A 22,010-nucleotide genomic window follows, 5' to 3' on the forward strand; every position below is an offset into this window, starting at 1 on the left:
CACCCCCGCCTGCACCCAGGGCGTTCCGCCCGAGGGTGGCGCGCGCAGGGCCGAAGTGGGAAAATCCCTGCCTTTCCCCATTCACCCATCCGTTGACCCGGATTCGGTGGTGCCGGCCTGCTGGCCTGCTGCCGGTGCCAGAAGGGTCAAGGTGCGCGCCGGCGGCCCGGTGTGCGCTCTCTTTATCGGTAACGGGCCGCCCCCTCGTTCGAGGTCCCCGGAGCAGTTTGCATGTTGTACCCCCAGGAATTTGATGTCATCGTCGTCGGCGGAGGCCATGCCGGCACCGAAGCCGCCTTGGCTGCGGCCCGCATGGGCAGCAGGACACTGCTGCTCACCCACAATATCGAGACGCTGGGCCAGATGAGCTGCAACCCCAGCATCGGGGGCATCGGCAAGGGTCACCTCGTGAAGGAGGTGGACGCGTTGGGCGGTGCCATGGCGCTGGCGACGGACGAAGGCGGCATCCAGTTCCGCATCCTCAACAGCTCCAAGGGGCCGGCCGTGCGTGCCACGCGCGCGCAGGCGGACCGCATCCTGTACAAGGCCGCCATCCGCCGCATGCTGGAGAACCAGCCCAACCTGTGGCTTTTCCAGCAGGCCGTGGACGACCTGATGGTGGAGGGCGACCGCGTGGTGGGCGCGGTCACGCAGGTGGGCATCCGGTTCCGGTCGCGCACCGTGGTGCTGACTGCGGGCACCTTCCTGGACGGCAAGATCCATGTCGGCCTGAACAACTACTCCGCCGGCCGGGCAGGAGACCCGCCCGCCGTGTCGCTCAGCGCGCGCCTGAAGGAATTGCAACTGCCCCAGGGCCGGCTCAAGACCGGCACGCCGCCGCGCATCGACGGCCGCAGCATCGATTTCAGCCAGTGCGAGGAACAGCCCGGTGACGGCATGCCCGGTGGCGTGAACGAAGGCACCCTCCCGGTATTCAGCTTCATGGGCAACACGGCGATGCACCCGCGCCAGGTGCCGTGCTGGATCACGCACACCAACGAGCGGACGCACGAGATCATCCGGTCGGGCTTCGACCGCAGCCCCATGTTCACCGGCAAGATCGAAGGCGTGGGGCCGCGCTATTGCCCGAGCGTGGAAGACAAGATCAACCGCTTTGCCGACAAGGACAGCCATCAGATCTTCCTGGAGCCCGAGGGGCTGACCACGCACGAGTTCTATCCCAACGGCATTTCCACCAGCCTGCCCTTCGATGTGCAGTACGACCTGGTGCGCTCCATGCGCGGCCTGGAGAACGCCCACATCCTGCGCCCCGGCTACGCCATCGAATACGACTACTTCGACCCGCGATCGCTCAAGAGCAGCTTCGAGACACGCCAGATCCAGGGGCTGTTCTTCGCCGGGCAGATCAACGGCACGACGGGCTATGAAGAGGCAGCCGCGCAGGGCCTGTTCGCGGGCATCAACGCTGCGCTGCAGTGCCGGGGCGAGTCCGCCTGGCTGCCGCGCCGCGACGAGGCCTACCTGGGCGTGCTGGTGGACGACCTCATCACCAAGGGCGTGACCGAGCCCTATCGCATGTTCACCAGCCGGGCCGAGTTCCGGCTGCAGCTGCGGGAGGACAACGCGGACATGCGGCTGACCGAAGCAGGGCGCCGCATGGGCCTGGTGGACGATGCACGCTGGGATGCCTTCAGCCGCAAGCGCGACGCGGTGGCGCGCGAAACCGAGCGCCTCAAGTCCACCTGGGTGAACCCACGCAACCTGCCTGCCGAGGAGTCGGCCCGGGTGCTGGGCAAATCCATCGAGCACGAATACAACCTGTTCGACCTGCTGCGCCGGCCGGATGTCACCTATGAAGCCCTGACGGGAATGGATGGCGGCAAGTACGCCAGCACCGCTGTTTCACGTGAAACACTCGGTGAACTGAGCGCGCCGGTGATCGAGCAGGTGGAGATCGCAGCCAAATACGCGGGCTACATCGACCGCCAGAAGGACGAGGTGCAGCGCGCCTCGCATTACGAGAACCTGCAGTTGCCCCAGGAGCTGGACTACATGCAGGTGGCGGCGCTGTCGATCGAGGTGCGGCAGAAGCTGCAGAAGCACCGGCCCGAGACGCTGGGGCAGGCCTCGCGGATTTCCGGAGTGACACCGGCCGCGGTATCGCTGTTGCTGGTGCACCTGAAGAAGGGCGGCTTCCGGGGCTTCACGGCCCCGCAGGCGGACGAGGTGGCCGCGTGACGGTGGCCGGCAGCGTGCTGTCGGCGCCTTTGCGCGCGGGGGCTGAGACCCTGGGCCTGGATCTGTCGGAAACCCAGTTGGCGCAACTGCTGGAGTTCCTGGCCCTGCTGCAGAAGTGGAACCAGGTCTATAACCTGACGGCGGTGCGCGATCCGCAGGAGATGCTCACGCACCACCTGCTCGACAGCCTGGCGGCGGTGGCTCCGTTGCAGCGCCATCTCAAGGCGGTGCAGGGGCTGCCGGGCAGTGCAGGCGAGGGTGCCAGGCTGCGCCTGCTGGATGTCGGCTCGGGGGGCGGCCTTCCGGGCGTGGTGTTCGCCATCTGCTGCCCATCGCTGGATGTGAGTTGCGTGGATACCGTGGCGAAGAAAGCCGCCTTCATCCAGCAGGCCGCCGTGTCGCTGCGGCTGCGCAATCTGCGGGGCATCCATGCACGTGTGGAAACCCTGGCGGGCCCCTTCGATGTGGTGAGCTGCCGGGCGTTCGCCTCGCTGCCGGATTTCGTGGCCTGGTCGCAGTCGGCCATCGCCGCGAACGGCGTCTGGCTGGCAATGAAGGGTCGCGACCCATCCGATGAAATCGCCGGGCTGCCTGCGGTCGCGGAAGTGTTCCACGTGGAACAACTGGCGGTGCCGGGCCTCGATGCGGAGCGTTGCATTGTCTGGATGCGGCCACGCAAGAGCGCGGAAGCCGGCGAGGATGGCGTGGGCGGCGCAGCCCTGCCTTAAACTCCCGCTTCCAATTTTCGGGGGTGCTGATGTTTGGCATTGCGGACTACGGCGCATTCGTCGCCGCCATCCTGTTGTTCCTGGCCATTCCCGGCCCGGGCAATCTGGCGCTTGTCACCTCCACCGGCAAGGGCGGCGTGCGTGCAGGCATGGCGGCCACCCTGGGCGTCATCGCGGGTGACCAGGTGCTGCTGTGGATGGCGGTGGCCGGCGTGGCCGCGATGCTTTCCGCGGTGCCGGCGGTCTTCCATGCGGTGCAGTGGCTGGGTGCCGCCTATCTGGCCTGGATGGGGGCGCGCATGCTGCTGGCCCGGCCCGGTTCGGCGCCGGTCATCGCCATCCAGCCCCGGCACTACTTCCGCCAGGCCGCGCTCATCACACTGCTCAACCCCAAGGCCATCATGTTCTACATGGCGTTCTTTCCGCTGTTCGTCGATCCGGCCCGCCACCGCGGCCTGTTGACCTTCGGCGTGATGGCCGCCACGATCGCGGTGCTCTCGTTTCTCTACGGGCTGGGCGTGGTGCTGCTGACGCACCGCATGGCCGAGCGCATGCGTGCACGGCCTGCGCTGGGCCGCGCGCTGGAGCGTCTGGCGGGCACGTTCCTGATCGGCTTCGGCATCAAGCTGGCCGTGGCCCGCTGACCTTTCCACCTATTGGCTGCAAGGCCCCATTCCTTCCATTTCCATGGCCAAGATTTTTTGCATTGCCAACCAGAAAGGCGGCGTCGGCAAGACGACCACCTCCGTCAACCTCGCCGCGGGCCTCGCCAAGGTGGGCCAGCGCGTGCTGCTGGTGGATCTCGACCCCCAGGGCAATGCCACCATGGGTTCGGGGGTGGACAAGCGCGCGCTCGAACTCACCGTCTATGACGTGCTGCTGGAATCGGCTTCCGTGCAGGAGGCCGCGGTGCTGTCTGAGCAGTGCGGCTACCGCGTGCTGGGCGCTAACCGCGAACTGGCGGGCGCCGAGGTGGAGCTGGTGGCCCTGGAGCAGCGCGAGCGGCGCCTCAAGAGCGCCCTGGCGGTGGTGGACAAGGATTTCGATTTCATCCTCATCGACTGCCCGCCGAGTCTCTCGATGCTGACGCTCAACGGCCTGTGCTGCGCGCACGGCGTGATCGTGCCGATGCAGTGCGAGTATTTCGCGCTCGAGGGCCTCACCGATCTCGTCAACACCATCAAGCAGGTGCATGCCAACCTGAACAAGGACCTGCAGATCATCGGGCTGCTGCGGGTGATGTTCGATCCGCGCATCACGCTGCAGAGCCAGGTCAGCGAACAGCTCAAGGACCACTTCGGCGACAAGGTGTTCGACACCGTGATCCCCCGCAATGTGCGCCTGGCGGAGGCGCCCAGCTACGGCCTGCCGGGCGTGGTGTTCGACCCGGGCGCCAAGGGCAGCCAGGCGTTCGTGGACTTCGCGCGCGAGATGGTCAAGCGCGTCAAGCGCATGTGATCGGTTGCTATCAAATGAATAGCATGAATCCTGACGATGTGCTCATCCTGCCGGGCTGGCAGAATTCCGGCCCCGACCACTGGCAGAGCCGCTGGGAGCACCGCTACGGTTACCGCCGCGTGGAGCAGCACGACTGGATGCGCCCGCTGCGCGGCGACTGGTCGGCGCGGCTGGAGGACGTGGTGGGCGATGCGCCGCGGCCCGTGGTGCTGGTGGCACACAGCCTGGGCTGCATCCTCACGGCCTGGTGGGCCGCCCATACGCGGCATGCCGGCAAGGTGCGCGGCGCCCTGCTGGTGGGCCCCGGCGACGTGGAGCGGCCCGACATCGCGGCGCTGCTGCCCGGCTGGTCGCCCATCGCGCGCGCTGCGCTGCCGTTCCCGTCGGTGCTCGTGGGCAGCCACGACGATCCCTATTGTTCCCTGGAGCGCGCCCGGGCGATGGCCTCGGACTGGCATGCGCGCTTCGTGGATGCGGGGGAGCGCGGCCATCTGAATGCCGACTCGGGGCTGGGCGACTGGGACGAGGGGCACGCGCTGCTCGCCTCCTGGCTGGAGCAGGCGTGAGCAAGGAGTGGCGGGCTGATGGCCGCCGGGCGCGCATCGGAACGGTGCTGCTGGAAGGGGTGCAGGCTTTTGCTGGAGGGGGGGCCCTGTTGTCCGTTCCCGTCGCCCTGGCGATGGGCAAGGTGGCGCTCGCGATGGTGATGGGCCTTGCCGGCATCGGCATTTGCGTGCGGCTTGCACGCCACCGCCGTGCCGCTGCCGGCATGGCGTCGGACGTTCCGCTGGGGCTGCGCGCGGGGGCGACGGTCGCCGCGGCGGTCCTCGCCGTCGCGGAGACTGCGCTGCTGGCCGAGGCCACGGGCCTGCCGGTGCGCTACGGGCAGCCGGGCTTCGCGCCGTCGAACTGGGCCTGGGTGCTGGCAGCCCTGACCGTGCTTTTCTGGGGGCAGCGCAAGCTGCTGCTGGGCTGGGCCCGGGGTCGCCGCAATGCGGCGGCCGGCGCGGCCCGCTGAATTCCACATCATTCCTTTCGGATCACATCGCATGGCAACCAAGAAACCCAAGGGCCTCGGACGCGGCCTCGAAGCGCTGCTCGGCCCCAAGGTCGCGGAAGCGGCCCCCGGCGCTGAAGCAAGCGCCTCCGCCGCCGCCCCCGGCGCCCCGTCCACCCTGCCGCTCGACGACATGGTGCCCGGCATCTACCAGCCCCGCACCCGCATGGACGAAGGCGCGCTCTACGAGCTGGCCGAGAGCATCAAGGCCCAGGGCATCATGCAGCCCATCCTGGTGCGCCGGCTGGCGCAGGGCGAGAACGCGGGCCGCTACGAGATCATCGCCGGGGAGCGGCGCTTCCGGGCCGCGCGCATCGCGGGGCTGGCCGAGGTGCCGGTGCTGGTGCGCGAGGTGCCCGATGAATCCGCCGCGGCGATGGCGCTGATCGAGAACATCCAGCGCGAGGACTTGAACCCGCTCGAAGAGGCCCAGGGCCTGGCGCGCCTGGTGAAGGAGTTCGGCCTGACGCACGAGCAGGCCGCGCAGGCCGTGGGCCGCTCGCGCAGCGCCGCGAGCAATCTGTTGCGCCTGTTGAACCTCGCCGAGCCGGTGCAGACCATGCTCATGGCGGGCGACATCGACATGGGCCACGCCCGTGCGCTGCTGTCGCTGGACCGCGCCGCGCAGATCACGGCGGGCAACCAGATCGCGGCGCGCAAGCTGTCGGTGCGCGAGGCCGAGGGGCTGGTGAAGAAGATCGGCGCGGAATTCAGCCTGGCGCCGCAGAAGGCGCGCAAGGAAGGCAAGTCGCGCGACCTCAAGCGGGTGGAGGAGGAACTCTCCGACCTGCTGATGGCGGAAGTGGAGGTGCGGGTGAAGAAGCGCGTGAAGCGCGGCGGCCGCACCGAGGAGGTCGGCGAGCTGGCGATCCAGTTCGGCTCGCTGGAGGCCCTCAATGGCCTCATAGAGCGCCTGCGCGGCGAAAGCTGATCCCTGGTGGGTGCCCCGCGAGCTCCGGGGGCTTGCAGGGCCATCCTGGAGGCCGGCGCCCGTGGCCGCCCGGCTCCGGTCCGGACGCGCGTGATCAGGCCACCGAACGCTGCTGGTCCTTCCAGTAGGGCGCACGCAGCACGCGCTTGAGGATCTTGCCGCTGGGGTTGCGGGGCAGGGCCTCGAGGAAGTCCACGCTCCTGGGGCATTTGTAGTGCGCGAGGCGTTCGCGCATCCAGTCGATGATCTCGCGTTCGCTGGCCTGCGCGCCGGGCCGGAGCACCACGCAGGCCTTCACCGCCTCGCCCCAGGTGGCATCGGGCACGCCGACGACGGCCCCGTCGGCCACGGCGGGGTGTTGCGCCAGGAGGTTCTCGATCTCCGCCGGGTAGATGTTCTCGCCGCCGGAGATCACCATGTCCTTGATGCGGTCGTGGATGTAGAGGTAGCCGTCCTGGAGGTAGCCGCCGTCGCCGGTGCGCAGCCACCCGCCGCGCTCGCCGCGGCCCTCGGGGAAGGCGCGCTGCGTGGCTGCTTCGTCGCGCCAGTATTCCTTGAGGTTGCGCACGGACTCCAGCCATATCTCGCCGGTCTGGCCTTCGGGCAGGTCCTGCAGGGAGACGGGATCGACGATGCGCAGCCGGCATTGCCCGACCGGCCTGCCCGCGGAGCGCAGCAGTTGCGGCTCGGTGGCCGCGCGGCGGTGGTCCGCCTGCGAGAGGAAGGTCGCCGGGCCGGAGACTTCGGTCAGCCCGTACACCTGCAGGAAGTCGCACCGGAACGTGTCCATGGCCTGCTGCAGCAGCGTTTCGGAGACCGGGGAGCCGCCGTAGGCGATGAGTTCGAGGGCGCTGAAGTCGGTGGTCCGGGCGGCGGGCGACTGCAGCATGAACAGCAGCATGGCCGGCACCAGGAAGGCATGCGTGACCCGGTTTTCGGCCAGGCTGGCGATGAAGCCATCGGGCTCGAAGTCCGAGCAGGCCACGGTGGTGCCGCCGGTATGGAGCGTGAGCAGCAGCATGAGGATGCCGGCGACGTGGAAGGTCGGCAGGGGATTGCCGAGCACGCCGTCGGCCCCGAAGTGCCATTCGTCCACCACCGCGCGGACGGCCGACAGCAGGCCCCGGTGCGAGAGCACGGCGCCCTTGGGCAGCCCCGTGGTGCCCGAGGTGTAGATCTGCATGGCGCTGTCGCCGGCCTGCGGCGCCATGGCCCGGAACCCACGCGCGTGCGGCGCGTGCCAGGCATCGAACGCGGGCGCGCCGGGCACGGCGCCGTCGGTGCAGACCACGGTGCAATCCGCCGGCAGCGCCACGCTGCCTCCGGGCAGGTAGGGCGCCGCGAAGGCGGCATCCACCATCAGCAGCCGGCTGCAGCCGTGGGCGATGATGTATTCGGCCTCGGCCGGTGCCAGGCGCCAGTTCACCGGCATGCAGACGGCGCCGGCTTTCATCGCGGCCAGCGCGAGCAGGATGAAGGGAACGTGGTGCCGGGTCATGCACGCCACGCGGTCCCCCGGGCCGATGCCTTGCTCCGCCAGCGCATTGGCGATGCGGTTGGTGTCTTCCTCTACCTGGCGGAACGTCCAGGTCCTCGCGCCCCAGCGGCAGGCCACCCGGTCGGGCCGGTTCTGCAGGTGCCGCTGGAGGGCGTCCAGCAGGCTGAGGTCATTCCGTCCAGGGTCGCTCATGGTGGTCTCCGTTGTGTGTCGTCGCGGCGGCAGTGCCTGGCTCCAGGTCTTGCGGGGGCAGTTGCGCGGCCAGCGATGCCGGCACCCGGATCGGCATGTCGAGCAGCACCTGCGCGTGGCCCTTGCCGAGCGGGTCGAAGCGCGCGGATGCGGGGCCGCCGCCCGCGAGCGCGTCGTGCAGCAGCAGATTCAGCGAATGCGTGCCCGGCAGGTGGAAGCGCTCCACGCGTCCCTGCACGAGGTGCGCGAAATAGCGCCCCACGGCCTCGGGCGTCAGGCGTGCCCAGAGCAGGGGCAGCCACTCGGGGCGGCGCGCGATGACGCCGATGTTGGAGAGGTTGCCCTTGTCGCCGCTGCGCGCCCAGGCCAGGCGTACCAGCGGCACTTCCTGCTGGGGTTCGCCGGCGGGATCGCTCCATGCCGCAGGCGCGGGCAGCGGAGGGGCTGCTGCCGGGCCCGGGGGCGGGGAGGGCAGCCAGGCCTCCGCGCAGGGGCGGCCGTCCAGGTGCACGCTCACCGGCACGCGCGCCTTGTCGATCAGGAACGAGAAGGGCTTGATCAGCGGCGTGGGCGATGGCCGGCCGCCCGAAGGCATGGTGGTTCCCGGGGACCATGACGTGCCCGAGGGAGCGATCTCGCGCGCGAAGATCTCCAGCGCCTGCTTCTGCGGGTGATCGACCACCACGCGCACCATGACCTCGCGCGAAGCGGCCGTGCGCGCGTGGGCGCCGTACAGCGATTCGTTGCCGAAGAGCTCGATCTGCACCCGGCTGTAGTCGGGCATGCCGGCCTGCCGCAGCAGGCCGCGCGTGCGCTCGACGATGGCCTCGCCGGTGCGCCGGGCCTTGGCCGCGGCATCGATGCCCACGATCACCATCATGCCGGCGCAGCGGTATCCGTCCAGCTGCGTCGCGGACACCTTGTAGCTGCCGTTCGGCGCCCGGCCCCGCGCGCCGCTCACGCGCACACGCTCCGGGCCCCGCTGCTCGACCTCGACCTGGCGGAAGTCGCAGCTGACGTCCGGCAGCAGGTAGGCGGACGGGTCTCCGATCTCGTAGAGCATTTGCTCGATGACGCAGGCGCGGTCGATCAGGCCGCCCGTGCCCGGCGCCTTGCCGAGTTCGAAGCTGCCGTCGGGATGGCAGTCGATGATGGGGTAGCCGATGTGGGCCCAGCCGGGCACGCGCCGCCAGTCGGTGAACAGGCCGCCCGTCGCCTGGCAGCCGCATTCGATGATGTGCCCCGCCAGGCTTCCGCCGGCCAGCGCGTCGAGGTCCTGCGGTGTCCAGCCGAATTCGTGGATCAGCGCGCCCAGGGTGACCGCGCTGTCCACGCCGCGGCCGGTGATCACGATGTCGGCGCCCGCGGCCAGCGCCCGCGCCACGGGGAAGGCGCCGAGGTAGGCGTTGGCGCTGAGCACCTGTGCGGGCAGCGCTTCGCCGGTGAACATGTCGCGCACACCGGCACTGCGCAGCGCCCCCAGCTGGGCGCTGACATCGTCGCCCTCGACCACGGCGATGCGTGGCGACAGGCCCATCGAGGCCGCCAGCGCCCGCAATGCGTCGGCGCAGCCCCGCGGGTGGATGCCGCCCGCATTGGCGATGACCTTGATGCCGCGCCGCAGGACTTCGGGCAGTACGTCGCGCATCGCGGTATCGACGAAGTCGGTGGCATAGCCCATGTCGGGCTTTTTCGCGCGCGCCGCGGCCAGCAGGGCCATGGTGGTTTCGGCCAGGAAGTCGAACACCAGGTAGTCGATCAGGCCCGAGGCCACCAATTGCGGCGCCCCGGTGCGGCTGTCGCCCCAGAAGCCCGAGGCCCCCCCGATCCGGACCACCTTGTTGGCCGGCTTGTGCTCCGCCATGGCTCAGGCCTCCACGAAGTAGTCGAGTTCCGGCTCGGTGCCCGGGTGGGCGAGGTAGCCGCTGAAATCGGTGTGGCCCATGCCGCGCAGCACCTCTTCGTCGAGGAAGCTGCGGCCGCTCACCTGCCGGCTGTCCTGCGTGAGGATCCAGTGGGCGGCGTCGGCCATGATCTCGGGCCGGCGCGCGCGCCCGGCCTGGCCCGGTGCCGCGATGTGGAGCGCCGCGGTGGCGATGAGGGTGCGCGGCCAGAGCGTGTTGGCCGCGACGCCCGCGGCGCGGAATTCCTCCGCCACGCCCAGCGCGAGCAGGCTCATGCCGTATTTGGAGAGCGTGTACGCGGGATGGATGCCGAGCCAGTGCGGACGCAGGTTGATGGGCGGCGACAGGCTGAGGATGTGCGGGTTGCGCGCCTTCAGCAGGTGAGGAAGGCAGGCCTGGGTGCAGGCGAAGCTGCCGCGCACGTTCACGTCCATCATCAGGTCGTAGCGCTTGAGCGGCGTGCCGAGCACTCCCTGGGGATGGATCGCGCTGGCGTTGTTGACGAGGACGTCGATGCCGCCGAAGCGATCGACCGCCTGTTCCACGGCGGCTCGCACCTGCCCCTCGTCGCGGACATCCACCGCCAGGGGCAGCACCTGCCCGCCCGCGGCTTCGATCTCCACGGCCGCGCTGTGGATGGTGCCCGGCAGACGGGGATCGGGCTCGGTGGTCTTGGCCGCGATCACCACGCGGGCGCCGTCGCGCGCGGCGCGCAGGGCGATGGCCTTGCCGATGCCCCGGCTGGCGCCGGTGATGAAGAGGGTTTTGTCTCGGAGTGTGTTCATGGCGATGGTGCGTCTGAGGGGATGGTGGTCTCTGCCGCGCGTGCCGTCTTGCGCCGAATGGCTGCACGGCGCGGCGGATGCACGCCGGTCAGCGCCCGGTCCACCGGGGCTTGCGTTTCGCGTTGAAGGCGGCCATGCCCTCGCGCGCGTCTTCGGTCATCGGCATGAGCACGATCTGGCCCTCCGCATAGGCGATCGCCTGGTCGAAGGGCATGGCGGCCATCGCGCGCATCGCGTACTTTCCGCGCCGGATCGCCGTGGGGGATTTGTCGGCCAGCCGATCGACCAGCCATCGGGTCTTGGCATCCAGGTCGGCCGCGGCCACCACGTGGTTGACCAGGCCGGCCTGCCGGGCCTCTTCGGCGGTGAAGGGCTCGCCGGTGAGCGCCCATTCGCGTACCGTGCGGGGGGCCACCAGCTCCTGCAGCAGGCTGAGCACCTGCACCGGGAACAGGCCGATCTTCACCTCGGGCAGGCCGAACACCGCATGGTCCGCGGCCACGGCCATGTCGGCCATGCACAGCAGGCCCATGCCGCCGGCCATGCAGGCGCCGTTCACGCGGGCCACGATCGGCAGCGTGGCGCCGCGGGCTTCGCGCAGCAGGTCCGCATAGTCGCCGTTGGGGCGCGAGAGATCGAATGCGAAGCCCTGGCCGGGCTGCAGGTCGCCCCCTGCGCAGAAGGCCCTCTCGCCCGCCGCCGTGAGCACGATCGCCCGCACCGCGGGCAGGGCGTGCGCCTGCCGCAGTCCTTCGCGCAGGCCGGCGATCACGCCCGCATTCAGGGCATTGCGCTTGTCCTCGCGGTGGATGGTGATCCAGAACACCGCGTCCCGCTGTTCGAGCAGGACTTCGCCGCCGGTGCCTGCCACTGCGTTCATGCCGCGGCCCCTTCTTCCTGCGCCTCGGGCTGGATCTCGATCACGACCCGGCGCGATTCGATCTGCTCGCCCAGGCCCACCAGCACGGCGGTGACCGTGCCCCGCACGGGCGCGTGGTGCACGTGCTCCATCTTCATGGCTTCCAGCGTCAGCAGGGGCTGGCCTGGTGATACCGCGTCGCCCACGGCCGCCAGCAGGGCCACCACGCGGCCGTTCATCGAGGCGCGCACGCGGCCGTCGCCGCCGGCCTGGCCGCGCTGTGCGTGTGCAACGCGCGTGCGGTCCTCCAGCACGTGGGTGCGCCCGGCATGGTGGAACCACAGGCTGGCGCCGTCGCGGTCGAAGGCGACACTGTCCATGACACCGCCCAGGATGAAACGCGCGCGGTGCCCATCGAGCGCGACCTGTTCCAGTTCCTGCACGGTGCCCTGGACGTCCAGGGCGAAAACGTGCGGCCCCCGCTGCGACACGCTGACGGCGTGCCCGGCGCCATCAAGCGTGAAGCGCAGGCCCAGCGGCAGGCCGTGCGCCAGTTTCCCGCCCGCAGCGCCCTGCCCACCGAGCCTGTCCGTGGCATGCAGCAGCCAGGCGCCGATCAGCGCCGCGCGCGCCGTGGCCTGGGCGTCCTCGGGGATCAGCGTGGCTTCCTGCTGCGCGATGAAGGCGGTCGTGGTGCCCCCTTCGGCGAACACCGGATGGGCCAGGCAGCGCGCGAGAAAGGCCTGGTTGGTGCGCACGCCCAGCGCCACCGTGTCCTGCACGCCCTGCAGCAGGCGCCTGCGGGCCTCCTCGCGGGTGCGGCCGTGCGCGACCAGCTTGGCCACCATGGAGTCGTAATAGGGCGGTATCTCTGCCCCCGAATGCAGGCCGTGCTCCACGCGCAGGCCTTCGGGCACCTGCCAGCGCCGCAGCAGGCCGCTTTGCGGCATGAAGCCCGCGGGAACATCCTCGGCACACAGGCGCACTTCGATGGCGTGGCCCGAAAAGCCGATCGCCTCCTGCGCCAGCGGCAGCGGCTCCCCGGCGGCCACGCGCAGCTGCCATTCCACCAGGTCCAGACCGGTGATGGCCTCGGTGACCGGGTGCTCGACCTGCAGCCGCGTGTTCATCTCCATGAAGTAGTAATGGCCCTCGCGGTCGAGCAGGAACTCCAGCGTGCCGGCGCCCTCGTAGCCGATCGCCCGTGCGGCCTGCACCGCGGTGGCGCCCATGCGCGCGCGCAACCCGGGCGTTACCGCAGGCGAGGGCGCTTCCTCGATCACCTTCTGGTGGCGGCGCTGCACCGAGCAGTCGCGCTCGCCCAGGTGCACCGCTTGGCCGTGGCGGTCGGCGAAGACCTGGATCTCGACATGGCGGGGCTCGACGATCGCGCGCTCGAGGATCACGGTGTCGTCCCCGAACGCGTTCCTGGCTTCCGACCGGGCGCTGCGCAGCAGATCGGGGAATTCCTCCGCCGACCGCACCAGGCGCATGCCGCGGCCGCCCCCGCCGGCCGTGGCCTTGATCATCACGGGGTAGCCGATGCGGGCGGCTTCGTCGGCGAGGCGCCCGCTGTCCTGGTCGCTGCCCTGGTAGCCCGGAATGCAGGGAATGCCGGCATCCATCATGAGCCGCTTGGCGCCGGCCTTGTCGCCCATGGCGCGGATCGCCTCGGGGGAGGGGCCGACGAAGACCAGGCCCGCGGCGCGGCAGGCTTCGGCGAAATCCGCGTTCTCGGCGAGGAAGCCGTAGCCCGGGTGCACGGCGTCGGCGCCGCTGGCGCGGGCGGCCTCGATGAGGGCGGGGATGCGCAGGTAGGACTGCGCGGGCAGCGGCCCGCCGATGCACACGGCCTGGTCGGCGGCGCGCACATGTTCGGACCGGGCGTCGGCGGTGGAATACACGGCCACCGTGCGGTAGCCCAGGGCCCGTGCGCTGCGCATCACGCGCAGGGCGATTTCACCGCGGTTGGCGACCAGGATTCTGGAAAAGGGTGTCATCGGTTGCATGGCGGACGAAAGAGGTAGTGGATGCATCGGTCGCTGCGCAGAACGCCTCAGGGGCGCGCCACGGAGAACTGCATGGGCCGGGGGCTGCGCCCTTCGGCCTCGCGGCAGACCGCCAGCACTTCGGCCAGCACGGCGCGGGTGTCCCGCGGGTCGATGACCCCGTCGTCGAGCAGGTGCGCGCTCGTGGTGAACACGCTCATCTGGCTGTCGAAGCGGTCCACGATGCGCCGGGACATGTGGTCCAGCTTTGCTTCGTCGATCGCGCCTTTGCGGCGCATGCCGGCCTCCGCGACGATGCGCATGGTCCCGGCGGCCTGCTCGCCGCCCATCACGGCGGTCCGGGCGTTCGGCCAGCTGAAGCAGAACCGCGGATGGAAGCCGCGGCCGCACATGGCGTAGTTGCCTGCGCCATAGGAGGCGCCGCAGTAGAGGGTGATCTGCGGCACGGTGGCGCCCGCCACGGCCTGGATCATCTTGGAGCCGTGCTTGATGATGCCGGCTTCCTCGTACGCACGGCCCACCATGAAGCCCGTCGTGTTGTGCAGGTAGAGGATGGGCGTGCGCGACTGGCAGCAGGCCTGGATGAAGTGCGTGGCCTTGGCGGCGCCGGCCGGGTCGATCGGGCCGTTGTTGGTGATGACTCCCACGGGCCGGCCTTCGATCCGGAAGTGGCCGCAGACCGTGGCGCTGCCGTAGTTCTCGCTGAACTCCAGGAACTCGGAGCCATCGGCGATGCGGGCGATGACCTGCTTCATGTCCACCGGCCGCTTGGCGTCGGCAGGCATGATGCCCAGCAGTTCCTCGGCGTCGTAGCGCGGCGGCTGGAAGCTGCGCGCGGCTTCGGGGGCCGTGCCGTGGTGCCAGTCGATCTGGCCCAGGATCTCGCGCGCGATGCGCAGGGCGTCCCGGTCGTCCTCGGCGAGGTAGTCGCCCAGCCCGGAGACCGACGTGTGCATGAGCGCGCCGCCGAGTTCTTCCTCGGTGGCCACCTCGCCGGTGGCGGCCTTCAGCAGCGGCGGGCCGGCGAGGAAGGCGCGGGAGCGGTCGCGCACCAGGATGATGTAGTCGGCCAGGCCGGTCTGGTAGGCGCCGCCCGCGGTGGAGGAGCCGTGCGTCACCGTCAGCACCGGCAGGCCGGCGGCGGACAGGCGCGCCAGGTTGCGGAACAGGTTGCCGCCCCGCACGAACTCCTCCACGCGGTACTGCATGAGGTTCGCTCCCGCGCTTTCGACCAGCTGCACATAGGGCAGCTTGTTGTCGAGGGCGATCTCCTGGATGCGCAGCTGCTTGTCCAGCCCCATGGGCTGCAGCGCGCCGGCATCGATGCCGGAGTCGGATGCGACCACCATGCAGCGTATCCCGTTGATGAAGCCGATGCCGCCGATCACCCCCCCGCCGGGCACGCTCGTGTCGAGGTCGGGCGTGTCCAGGCCCAGGCCCGCGAGCGTGGCGAGTTCCAGGAACGGCGCACCCGGGTCCAGCAGCAGCGAAAGGCGTTCGCGCGGCAACAGCTGCCGGCGCTTGTCGAAGCGTTCGCGCGAGGCGGCCGACCGGGCCTGCGTGCGCTGCTCGAAGGCGCGCAGGCGCCCGATGAGCCCGAGCATGTGCTCTCGGTTGGCGGCATGGTCCGCGCTGGTGGGGGAAAGGGTGGATTCGATCTGGGGCATGGCGACCTGTGCTCGGGTGTCGCAACTGCATGCGACGGTGCCTGCAGCGTAGGCATGGCGGCTTTCGGGGTCTTGCGCCGAGTGGCTGTGCCGCTGCGGCATCGCACCCTGCCGGAGGATCAGGCCGGAGTGCCGGGCAGCAGCCGCCACTTGGGCAGCAGCAGGGCCGGCCGGTAGCTCAGCTTGGTCTGGCGGAAATTGGCCAGGCCCAGGTCCTGTTCGAAGTTGAGCCAGTCCACGCGCGCGTCCGGGCGCTCGGCGAAGTGGCGGAACATGTGCTGCGTGATGCCCTTGAAGCGCACCAGGCCCTTGGCGAAGCGCACCACCCAGACGCCGGGCTGCAACGGTTCCGCGAGCAGGAAGCCCGCGGGCTCGCCATCGGCCCAGTGCATGAAGCCTTCGAGCCGCAGTTCCGGCACGCCGGCCAGGGCCTCGCGGCAGGGGGCGTCGTCGGCGTCGCCCGCGGCCTTGCCCTTGTCGTGCAGCCATCCCTGCAGCACGGCCAGCGCGTGCGGCTGCAGCGTGGGCCGGTAGGGTTCCGCATGCAGCGTGTGCGCGGCGTGCAGCTGTGCCACCAGGTTGGCTTTGTTGTGCAGGGCGGGGCCGCGGTAGCCACGGAACTGCCCGGCCGGATAGAGGTAGTCGGCATCGGCGCGCTCGGCCGACAGTTCCCATCCGGACCGGCCGAGTGCCTCGGCCTCGTGCCTGCACAGGGGAAACAGCCCGCCATGGCGCAGCGCCAGGTCGTGCAGCACGCCGCGCGGCGCCTCGCGGACATCGAACAGCGGCACGGCCAGCCGCTGCCCATCGTAGGCGCGGCCGGCGACGCAGGGCCAGGCGCCGCCGTGCCACCGCCATTGGTGCGCATGCCGGAAGAGCCACAGGTTGCCGAACGACAGATCGGCCGGCGCATGCTCGCCCAGGCCTGCGATGCGGCGTTCGAGCAGGGGAGCGATGCGCGGCGCCAGGTCCAGCGTGAGCGCGAGGCCTTCGGCGCCGCCGGGTGTGTCAGCGTCGGGAGACACGCTCGCCGGGGGAGGGGCCGTCCGCGGGCTCGCCCGCGAAACACTGGGCCAGCCGGGTCCACTGCTCTGCCGGGTCGCCGGCCCATTGCAGCCGGGTATCCGCGCGGTGGCGCCGCTGGGTCACGAGCAGCACGAAATCGAGGGCGGGACCGCGCACCCAGTGTTCGCTGGAAGGTTCGCCCCAGGTCCAGCGTTCTCCGCCGGGCGCGGTGAGGTCCACGAACGGAACGGGATGCGGCATGGCCAGGCCGCGATTGGCGAAGCTCCAGCCGAACGTGGATACGCCGAGGTGGGCGATGTGGCGCAGGCCCGGCCCGGCGGGATGCTCGCCGCCCACCAGGTCGCGGATGTCCTGGCCGTGGGCCCAGGTCTCCATCAGCCGGGCGGTGGCGAAGGAGCGGGCGCTCATGGCGGGCCCGTACCAGGGCAGCCGCGCCCTGGCGTCCATGGCGGCCAGCGCGGCCACCAGCGCTCCGTGGCGCTGCCGCCAGCGGGCGAGGAGGGCCGCGCCGTCGAGCGCTCCATGGCGCTCCCGGGCGATGGCGCTGATGGCTTCCCCGCGGCCCAGCCGCTCCGTGAGCGCGGCCTTGTCGGCTTCGAAGGCGGCGCCATCCTCCAACGCCAGCAGCGCGGCCTCGTCGAAGAACAGCAGATGCGCCACTTCGTCCCAGGGCGTCCAGCCGTGGAAATCGGTGGCGGTGTGCCATTGCTGCGGCGACAGGGTCTGGCAGAGGCCGGCCAGTGCGTGGTACTCGGCCAGCAGGTCGGCGCACAGCCCGCCCATGGGAGCGGCCTGGGCCGCACGGCCTGCGGGAGCGCTGCCCTGGACCGCAGGTGGGGACGCCGCGGGTTGGCCATGGATTTCATCGTTCATGCGCACATGCTCGCCGGTGCGTGGGCGCCGGTCTTGCGCGGACTGGCTGGCCGCGGCGCGCTCAGCCAGCGGCGAGCGACGGATGCATGACCGGCTGGGCGATCACGCGCAGCTTGCGCGAGCCGGCGAAGATGTCCCTGGGCTTCAGCCCGTAGGTCCTGCGGATCGAGTGGCTGAAGTGCGTGGAATCCGGATAGCCGATGTTCAGCGCCACGTACACCAGGTTGCTGTCGCTGTTCACGTGCTGCAGCAGGGCCCGGGCGCGCTTCCACGTGCGCACGGACCGGAACGGGGCCCCCGCCTGTTCCTTGAACAGGTGCAGGAAGCGCGAGAAGGACAGGCCTGCCTGCGCTGCGCACTGTTCGGCCGCATCCATGGTGGACGGATCGCTGCGCAGCCCGTCGAACACGCCGGCGATGCGCGTGTCCAGCATGCGCCCGGGCAGGGGTTGGCCGAAGAAGACGGCGTCGAAGTCGGCCGGCTGCAGGGGCTGCGTGCCGGCGCCCGCAGCCAGCCGCTGGTGCGTGGCGCGCACGTGGGCGGCGAACCCCGGGACATGCACGGCGCCGCAGGCCCGCAGCCAGGGTGACAGGCGGGAGGCATCCACGGTTTCTGGCTCGATCAGCAGGTCGATCACATGGCGGCCTTCGCTGGCGATCTCGTGCGGGACATAGGGCTGCACGACGACGACCTCGGCGGCCTGCCATTCCCCACCCTGGAAGCGCACGCGCAGGCGCCCCTCGATGGCGACGTACACGGTGATGGCGCCCTTGTCGTGCATGACCGGAGCACCCAGCAGTCCCGCGTAGAAGATGCGTTCGTGCGTGAGCCACATGATGCGATCGCCGCTGCTGCAGGGGCGGGGCACGGACGGGTCGTTCACGGTGGTCATCGGTGTCTCCTGGGCGAAGGCGGACGTTGCGCCACTCTGCCGTATGTTCCTTGTGCCGTCCAGGGTGCGGGGCGGCCGGTGCCCCGGCCCCCAGGCGACGCGCAGGGCCAGCATAGAGGGGCCTGCCGCCGGATTCTTGCGTCAGCTGGCTATCGGCCGGGGCGTCCGGTACGGGTTTCCCCGGGGTCCCGGTGCCATCCTGCGGCGGCTCAGGGGCGCTGCGCCCGCGGGCTGCCGCCCGGCGCGTGCCGCTCCAGCCAGCCGATGGCGGCGAAGCCGCAGGCCACGGCCACCCACAGCGTGGCGAAGCGGATGCCCACGGCCGCGAGCGTTGCGGTGCCCAGCGGCACGGCATGCAGCGCCAGCAGGGCGACGATGGTGGCCTCGGTGGTGCCGATGCCGCCCGGCAGCATCGATGCCGCGCCGGCCAGCATGGCCGTGGGGTAGGTGGACAGCGCCGCGCGCAGCGGCATCGCGATGTCCAGGCCCTGCAGCAGCCAGGCGAACGATGCCGCGGTGATTGTCCAGGCGGCCAGGCCCAGTCCGAACGAGACCGCCATGTCGCGGGGGGTGAGCCAGAGGCGGCAGCCTGCCAGGCCGAGCGCGAGCATGCGGCCGGTGCGCGCCAAGCGGCGCCATCCCATGGCCCGCATGCGCGCGGCCAGGCGCAGCAGCCAGCGGGGCCGGGCCGCCACCGCGGCGACCGCGCCGATCAGTCCGGTCACGAAAGCCAGCACGATGCCGAACAGGCGGCCGGAGGGCACGGCCAGCGCGGCCAGCAGCGCCACCGCGAGCAGGTCGAGGGCCCGTTCATAGACGAAAGCCGATAGCGTGCGGGATGCCGGCACGCCCCAGCGCGTGAAGTAGCGGGCGCGCACCAGCTCGCCCACCTTGCCCGGCGTGGCGGTGAAGGCGAAGCCTGCCAGGTAGCCCGCGAACCCCGGCATGGCCGGCACGCCATGTCCCGCGCGGCGCAGGAGCCAGTGCCAGCGCGCATAGCGCAGGCCGTAGGAGGCGAATGCCACGGCCGCCAGGCCGGGCATCCACGCCGCCACGCGCGGCAGCTGCGCGAAGACCTGGTTGCGGGCGTCGGCCCACACCAGGGCCGCCACGTAGGCGGCCGTGCAGGCCAGGGCGGCGGTGACGGCGGTGCGCGGGTTCATGGCGCCGGTGGGTCAGTCCGGAGTGCCGGGCCGTACCGGCGTTTCGGCGAAGGACCAGCGCTTGTGGCCCAGGTAGCTCGTGAACACCGGCACCACCACGCCCACCGCGTGCGCGATCTCGGGCGCGAAGGCCGTGATGCCGAGCGCGGGCAGCACCCATTTCAGCAGGGCCATGCTCACGGCCCAGGTCTGCGCCACGGCCAGCAGGTTCACCAGCACGAAGAACATCGCCGACTTGTGCGTGGACTGCGTGCTCGCCTTGAAGACGAAGGCGCGCGCCAGCAGGAAGGCCGTGCACATGCCCACGCAGTAAGCCGCGATCACGGCGGCGGAGAACGGCATCCAGTGGCTGAACGCGATGCGCGAGCCGAAGTTGGCGAGTGCCGCCACCCCGCCCGTCACCAGGAAGGCCAGGAACTGCCTGGAGCGGAAGGCTTCGATCACGGGCGGGGGCCTTCGGCAGCCTGGGCTGCGTCGCGCGCCATGCGGCGGCCGAAACCGATGCTCTCGGAAATGCCGCGGTCCTCGGGGTAGTAGTAGGACGTATCGGCCACCCACAGGCCCTGCACCGGCAATTGCACGGGCGGCAGGCTCTCCAGGTAGTTGGGCGGGCAGATCGGCTGCGCGTAGCGGTAGCGGCTCGCGCGCATCGCGAGGAAGTCATCGTCCTGCAGCGCGGGATTGATGGTGCGCAGGTAGCGGCGCACCTTGTCCAGGAAGGCCTGGTCGGGCTCGGCGTACTTGGGGTGCTCGCCGGGCATGTAGAACGGCACGTAGACGATGGATTCCGGCAGCGGGCGCAGGTTGCTGTATTCCACCAGGCCCGGGATGTCCATGTCCGGATCGTTCACGTTGAGCCAGAAATTCTCCGTGAGGGGCTTGCGCAGCTTGGCGATCACGCAGACCACGGCGATGTTCTTCAGCGCCGCGAAGCGCGTGAGCACATCCTGCGGCAGATCGGGCATCAGGCGCGGCACGAAGGGCAGCGGCACGGTGCTGATCACCTTGTCGAAGGCCTCGAAGCCCTGCGCCGTCTCCACGCCCTGCACGCGGCCCGCCTCCATGCGCACCTTCGTCACGGGCGTGGACAGGCGGATCTCGCCGCCGTGCGCGCGGATGTCCGCGGCCATGCCGTCCAGCAGCGTGGCGGAGCCGCCCTCCAGGTGGCCGAGCTTCTCCTGCATGAGGCTGTAGCGCGAGCGGCCGATGCGGCGGATGCGGCTCCAGATCCAGGCGGCCGACAGGTTGCCCGTGTGCTCGTAGAACTTGTACTCGAAGAGGCGCCGCCAGAGCACCTCGTAGGCCTCCGCGCCCACCCAGCGGCGGATCCAGCCCGTGGCCTCGACGCCGTCGAGCGGCTTCCAGTCGTCGCGCTTGGTGGAGAGGAACGCGTGCAGGCCGTAGCGGAACTTGGCCACCAGCCCCAGGCCCTGGAAGCGCAGCAGCGCCACCGGGTTGCCCCAGGCCTGCAGGCGCTTCTGGAACCAGTAGCCCATGCGCGTGGCGCGCCAGCGCATCTTGTCGGCCAGGCCCAGTTCGTCCAGCACCTGCAGGAAGGCGTGGTCCGAGGTGCAGTGGAAGTGGTAGTAGCGCTCGATCGGCAGGCCGTCGAAATCGAACATCGCGGTCATGCCGCCCACGCGGTCGTCGGCTTCGAACACCACGGGCCGGTGGCCGTCGCGCGCGAGCTGGTAGGCCACGGCCAGGCCCATGGGGCCGGCGCCGAGCACGGCGATGCGCTGGCCGCGGGCCATGGCGAAGTCGGCCGCGGACGTGGCGGAAGAGGAAGCGGCGGCGTTCATCAGAACTCCAGCACCACGCGGCTGTACTCCGGATGGTGGAAGGTTTCGTGGATGGCCTCGGCGAAGGGCGTGGCGCGCACGCCGAAGATGCCGGGCCAGTCGATCACCTCGAACTCGTCGTGCGCCACGAGGGCCTTGAGCTGGTCGGCGGTGAAGGGCGGGTCGCGGTCGAAGAGTGCCCAGATTTTCAGCAGCAGGTAGAAGAGCCCGTAGGGGATCTTCACGATGGCGGCCTTCGCGCCCGTGGCAGCCTTGATGGTGCGGATGATGTCGATGTAATCCACCTTCTCCAGCCCCGTGATGTTGAAGACGCCGCCCACGCGGCGCTCCTCGATGCAGCGCACGATGATGCGGCAGAAGTCGGCCGCGTAGAGCGGCTGGCGCATGTAGCGGCCGCTGCCGGGAATCGGGAACACCGGCACCTTGCGCATGAAGCGCGAGAGCCAGCCCAGGTGCTTGCGGTCGAACCAGCCGAACATCAGCGTGGGCCGCAGCACCACGCAGGGAATGCCGCTGGCCAGCACCATCTCTTCCTGCGCGCGCTTGGTGTCGGTGTAGTGGTCCTTCGCGACCGACTCCACGACCGAGGAGCTGATGTGCACGGTGTGGGGAATGCGGTGCTGCTGGATGAGTGCCAGGATGCGTTGCGTCGAAGTGAGGTTGTTGCGCACGAACGGCTCGGCCTGCGGCGCGCCGATCTGCGCCTGCAGCATCACCACCGCGTCGGCGCCCTCGAAGTGCCGCTCCCAGTCGCCGGGCTCGGCGAGATCGGCCAGCTCGGCGACGATGTCCGGGTGCATGCGGCGCAGGATCTCCAGGTTGGCGGCGTGCTTGTCGAGCACGACGAGGTTCGCGTAGCCATGGAGCTTGAGGTGCGCGACGAGATTCTGGCCGACGAGGCCGGCGCCGCCGGGCAGGACGATCTTGGTGGTGTGCTGCTGCATGGAAGAGGGGGGATGCATCGGGG

General features: G+C 70.4%; 20 protein-coding genes. 7 read left to right on the top strand and 13 right to left on the bottom strand.

The genetic code is table 11. The annotated features are described in order from the left end of the window. Positions 1 to 231 precede the first annotated feature (231 nt). From mnmG to ACAV_RS00335, 7 genes are all read left to right on the top strand, one after another. Positions 232 to 2,199, top strand: a complete 1,968-nt coding sequence (gene mnmG, locus ACAV_RS00305) for a tRNA uridine-5-carboxymethylaminomethyl(34) synthesis enzyme MnmG (RefSeq protein ID WP_013592576.1) — start codon at positions 232 to 234, stop codon at positions 2,197 to 2,199. Next, complete coding sequence (gene rsmG / locus ACAV_RS00310) at positions 2,196 to 2,927, top strand: 16S rRNA (guanine(527)-N(7))-methyltransferase RsmG (RefSeq protein ID WP_013592577.1); 732 nt, start codon at positions 2,196 to 2,198, stop codon at positions 2,925 to 2,927. The genes mnmG and rsmG overlap by 4 nt, the downstream gene beginning before the upstream one ends. 29 nt (positions 2,928 to 2,956) lie before the next feature. After that, entirely contained in the window at positions 2,957 to 3,571 is a 615-nt protein-coding gene (locus ACAV_RS00315) for a LysE family transporter (RefSeq protein WP_013592578.1), read from the top strand. 43 nt (positions 3,572 to 3,614) lie between these two features. Continuing rightward, positions 3,615 to 4,385 carry a ParA family protein gene (locus tag ACAV_RS00320; protein ID WP_013592579.1) on the top strand — a complete coding sequence of 257 codons (771 nt, stop codon included), beginning with the start codon at positions 3,615 to 3,617 and terminating at the stop codon, positions 4,383 to 4,385. Positions 4,386 to 4,408: 23 nt separating this feature from the next. Continuing rightward, a complete protein-coding gene (locus ACAV_RS00325; RefSeq protein WP_013592580.1) occupies positions 4,409 to 4,951 on the top strand; it encodes an RBBP9/YdeN family alpha/beta hydrolase in 543 nt (180 codons plus the stop codon). Positions 4,952 to 5,040: 89 nt separating this feature from the next. Beyond that, complete coding sequence (locus ACAV_RS00330) at positions 5,041 to 5,403, top strand: hypothetical protein (RefSeq protein WP_244875511.1); 363 nt, start codon at positions 5,041 to 5,043, stop codon at positions 5,401 to 5,403. A 31-nt stretch (positions 5,404 to 5,434) separates the two neighbouring features. Beyond that, entirely contained in the window at positions 5,435 to 6,373 is a 939-nt protein-coding gene (locus ACAV_RS00335; protein ID WP_013592582.1) for a ParB/RepB/Spo0J family partition protein, read from the top strand. Between the two features lie 94 nt (positions 6,374 to 6,467). Here ACAV_RS00335 and ACAV_RS00340 read toward each other — a convergent pair whose 3' ends face one another. The 13 genes from ACAV_RS00340 to ACAV_RS00400 all read right to left on the bottom strand — a co-directional run bounded on the left by ACAV_RS00340 (position 6,468) and on the right by ACAV_RS00400 (position 21,987). Further along, positions 6,468 to 8,063, bottom strand: a complete 1,596-nt coding sequence (locus ACAV_RS00340; RefSeq protein WP_013592583.1) for a long-chain-fatty-acid--CoA ligase — start codon at positions 8,061 to 8,063, stop codon at positions 6,468 to 6,470. Further along, positions 8,041 to 9,927 (bottom strand): acyclic terpene utilization AtuA family protein, encoded by a 1,887-nt coding sequence (locus ACAV_RS00345; protein WP_013592584.1) that lies wholly within the window; start codon positions 9,925 to 9,927, stop codon positions 8,041 to 8,043. Before ACAV_RS00345 ends, ACAV_RS00340 begins: the two co-directional genes overlap by 23 nt. A 3-nt stretch (positions 9,928 to 9,930) precedes the next feature. After that, complete coding sequence (locus ACAV_RS00350) at positions 9,931 to 10,752, bottom strand: SDR family oxidoreductase (protein ID WP_013592585.1); 822 nt, start codon at positions 10,750 to 10,752, stop codon at positions 9,931 to 9,933. A gap of 88 nt (positions 10,753 to 10,840) precedes the next feature. After that, the gene (locus ACAV_RS00355; protein ID WP_013592586.1) at positions 10,841 to 11,632 is read right to left on the bottom strand and encodes an enoyl-CoA hydratase/isomerase family protein; all 792 of its coding nucleotides are present in this window, start codon (positions 11,630 to 11,632) and stop codon (positions 10,841 to 10,843) included. Next, entirely contained in the window at positions 11,629 to 13,620 is a 1,992-nt protein-coding gene (locus tag ACAV_RS00360; RefSeq protein ID WP_013592587.1) for an acetyl/propionyl/methylcrotonyl-CoA carboxylase subunit alpha, read from the bottom strand. The genes ACAV_RS00355 and ACAV_RS00360 overlap by 4 nt, the downstream gene beginning before the upstream one ends. A gap of 47 nt (positions 13,621 to 13,667) precedes the next feature. Next, complete coding sequence (locus ACAV_RS00365; protein WP_013592588.1) at positions 13,668 to 15,287, bottom strand: acyl-CoA carboxylase subunit beta; 1,620 nt, start codon at positions 15,285 to 15,287, stop codon at positions 13,668 to 13,670. Between the two features lie 119 nt (positions 15,288 to 15,406). Continuing rightward, positions 15,407 to 16,312: a phosphatidylglycerol lysyltransferase domain-containing protein gene (locus ACAV_RS00370; protein WP_013592589.1), complete on the bottom strand. Its 906-nt coding sequence runs from the start codon at positions 16,310 to 16,312 to the stop codon at positions 15,407 to 15,409. Continuing rightward, positions 16,296 to 17,186, bottom strand: coding sequence for a TIGR03084 family metal-binding protein (locus tag ACAV_RS00375; protein WP_225981616.1), 891 nt, complete (start codon positions 17,184 to 17,186; stop codon positions 16,296 to 16,298). The genes ACAV_RS00370 and ACAV_RS00375 overlap by 17 nt, the downstream gene beginning before the upstream one ends. A 61-nt stretch (positions 17,187 to 17,247) precedes the next feature. Then, complete coding sequence (locus ACAV_RS00380; RefSeq protein WP_013592591.1) at positions 17,248 to 18,078, bottom strand: helix-turn-helix transcriptional regulator; 831 nt, start codon at positions 18,076 to 18,078, stop codon at positions 17,248 to 17,250. Between the two features lie 209 nt (positions 18,079 to 18,287). Then, the gene (locus ACAV_RS00385; RefSeq protein ID WP_013592592.1) at positions 18,288 to 19,241 is read right to left on the bottom strand and encodes a lysylphosphatidylglycerol synthase transmembrane domain-containing protein; all 954 of its coding nucleotides are present in this window, start codon (positions 19,239 to 19,241) and stop codon (positions 18,288 to 18,290) included. Positions 19,242 to 19,253: 12 nt separating this feature from the next. Beyond that, positions 19,254 to 19,685, bottom strand: a complete 432-nt coding sequence (locus ACAV_RS00390) for a GtrA family protein (RefSeq protein WP_013592593.1) — start codon at positions 19,683 to 19,685, stop codon at positions 19,254 to 19,256. Then, entirely contained in the window at positions 19,682 to 21,043 is a 1,362-nt protein-coding gene (locus ACAV_RS00395; protein WP_013592594.1) for an NAD(P)/FAD-dependent oxidoreductase, read from the bottom strand. The genes ACAV_RS00390 and ACAV_RS00395 overlap by 4 nt, the downstream gene beginning before the upstream one ends. Beyond that, on the bottom strand, positions 21,043 to 21,987 hold the full coding sequence (locus ACAV_RS00400; RefSeq protein WP_013592595.1) for an NAD-dependent epimerase/dehydratase family protein: 945 nt from the start codon (positions 21,985 to 21,987) through the stop codon (positions 21,043 to 21,045). The genes ACAV_RS00395 and ACAV_RS00400 overlap by 1 nt, the downstream gene beginning before the upstream one ends. Between the last annotated feature and the right edge of the window lie 23 nt (positions 21,988 to 22,010).

Origin of the sequence: Paracidovorax avenae ATCC 19860 (genome assembly GCF_000176855.2) — a bacterium.
Classification (GTDB): Bacteria; Pseudomonadota; Gammaproteobacteria; order Burkholderiales; family Burkholderiaceae_C; genus Paracidovorax; species Paracidovorax avenae.

Coding starts and splice junctions, on each gene's coding strand:
- ACAV_RS00340 (WP_013592583.1), bottom strand. CDS start 8,063: ATGAGCGACCCTGGACGGAATGACCTCAGCCTGCTGGACGCCCTCCAG.
- ACAV_RS00320 (WP_013592579.1), top strand. CDS start 3,615: ATGGCCAAGATTTTTTGCATTGCCAACCAGAAAGGCGGCGTCGGCAAG.
- ACAV_RS00395 (WP_013592594.1), bottom strand. CDS start 21,043: ATGAACGCCGCCGCTTCCTCTTCCGCCACGTCCGCGGCCGACTTCGCC.
- ACAV_RS00355 (WP_013592586.1), bottom strand. CDS start 11,632: ATGAACGCAGTGGCAGGCACCGGCGGCGAAGTCCTGCTCGAACAGCGG.
- ACAV_RS00380 (WP_013592591.1), bottom strand. CDS start 18,078: ATGACCACCGTGAACGACCCGTCCGTGCCCCGCCCCTGCAGCAGCGGC.
- mnmG (WP_013592576.1), top strand. CDS start 232: ATGTTGTACCCCCAGGAATTTGATGTCATCGTCGTCGGCGGAGGCCAT.
- ACAV_RS00365 (WP_013592588.1), bottom strand. CDS start 15,287: ATGCCCCAGATCGAATCCACCCTTTCCCCCACCAGCGCGGACCATGCC.
- ACAV_RS00350 (WP_013592585.1), bottom strand. CDS start 10,752: ATGAACACACTCCGAGACAAAACCCTCTTCATCACCGGCGCCAGCCGG.
- ACAV_RS00345 (WP_013592584.1), bottom strand. CDS start 9,927: ATGGCGGAGCACAAGCCGGCCAACAAGGTGGTCCGGATCGGGGGGGCC.
- ACAV_RS00400 (WP_013592595.1), bottom strand. CDS start 21,987: ATGCAGCAGCACACCACCAAGATCGTCCTGCCCGGCGGCGCCGGCCTC.
- ACAV_RS00360 (WP_013592587.1), bottom strand. CDS start 13,620: ATGCAACCGATGACACCCTTTTCCAGAATCCTGGTCGCCAACCGCGGT.
- ACAV_RS00315 (WP_013592578.1), top strand. CDS start 2,957: ATGTTTGGCATTGCGGACTACGGCGCATTCGTCGCCGCCATCCTGTTG.
- ACAV_RS00385 (WP_013592592.1), bottom strand. CDS start 19,241: ATGAACCCGCGCACCGCCGTCACCGCCGCCCTGGCCTGCACGGCCGCC.
- ACAV_RS00375 (WP_225981616.1), bottom strand. CDS start 17,186: ATGAACGATGAAATCCATGGCCAACCCGCGGCGTCCCCACCTGCGGTC.
- ACAV_RS00325 (WP_013592580.1), top strand. CDS start 4,409: ATGAATCCTGACGATGTGCTCATCCTGCCGGGCTGGCAGAATTCCGGC.
- ACAV_RS00335 (WP_013592582.1), top strand. CDS start 5,435: ATGGCAACCAAGAAACCCAAGGGCCTCGGACGCGGCCTCGAAGCGCTG.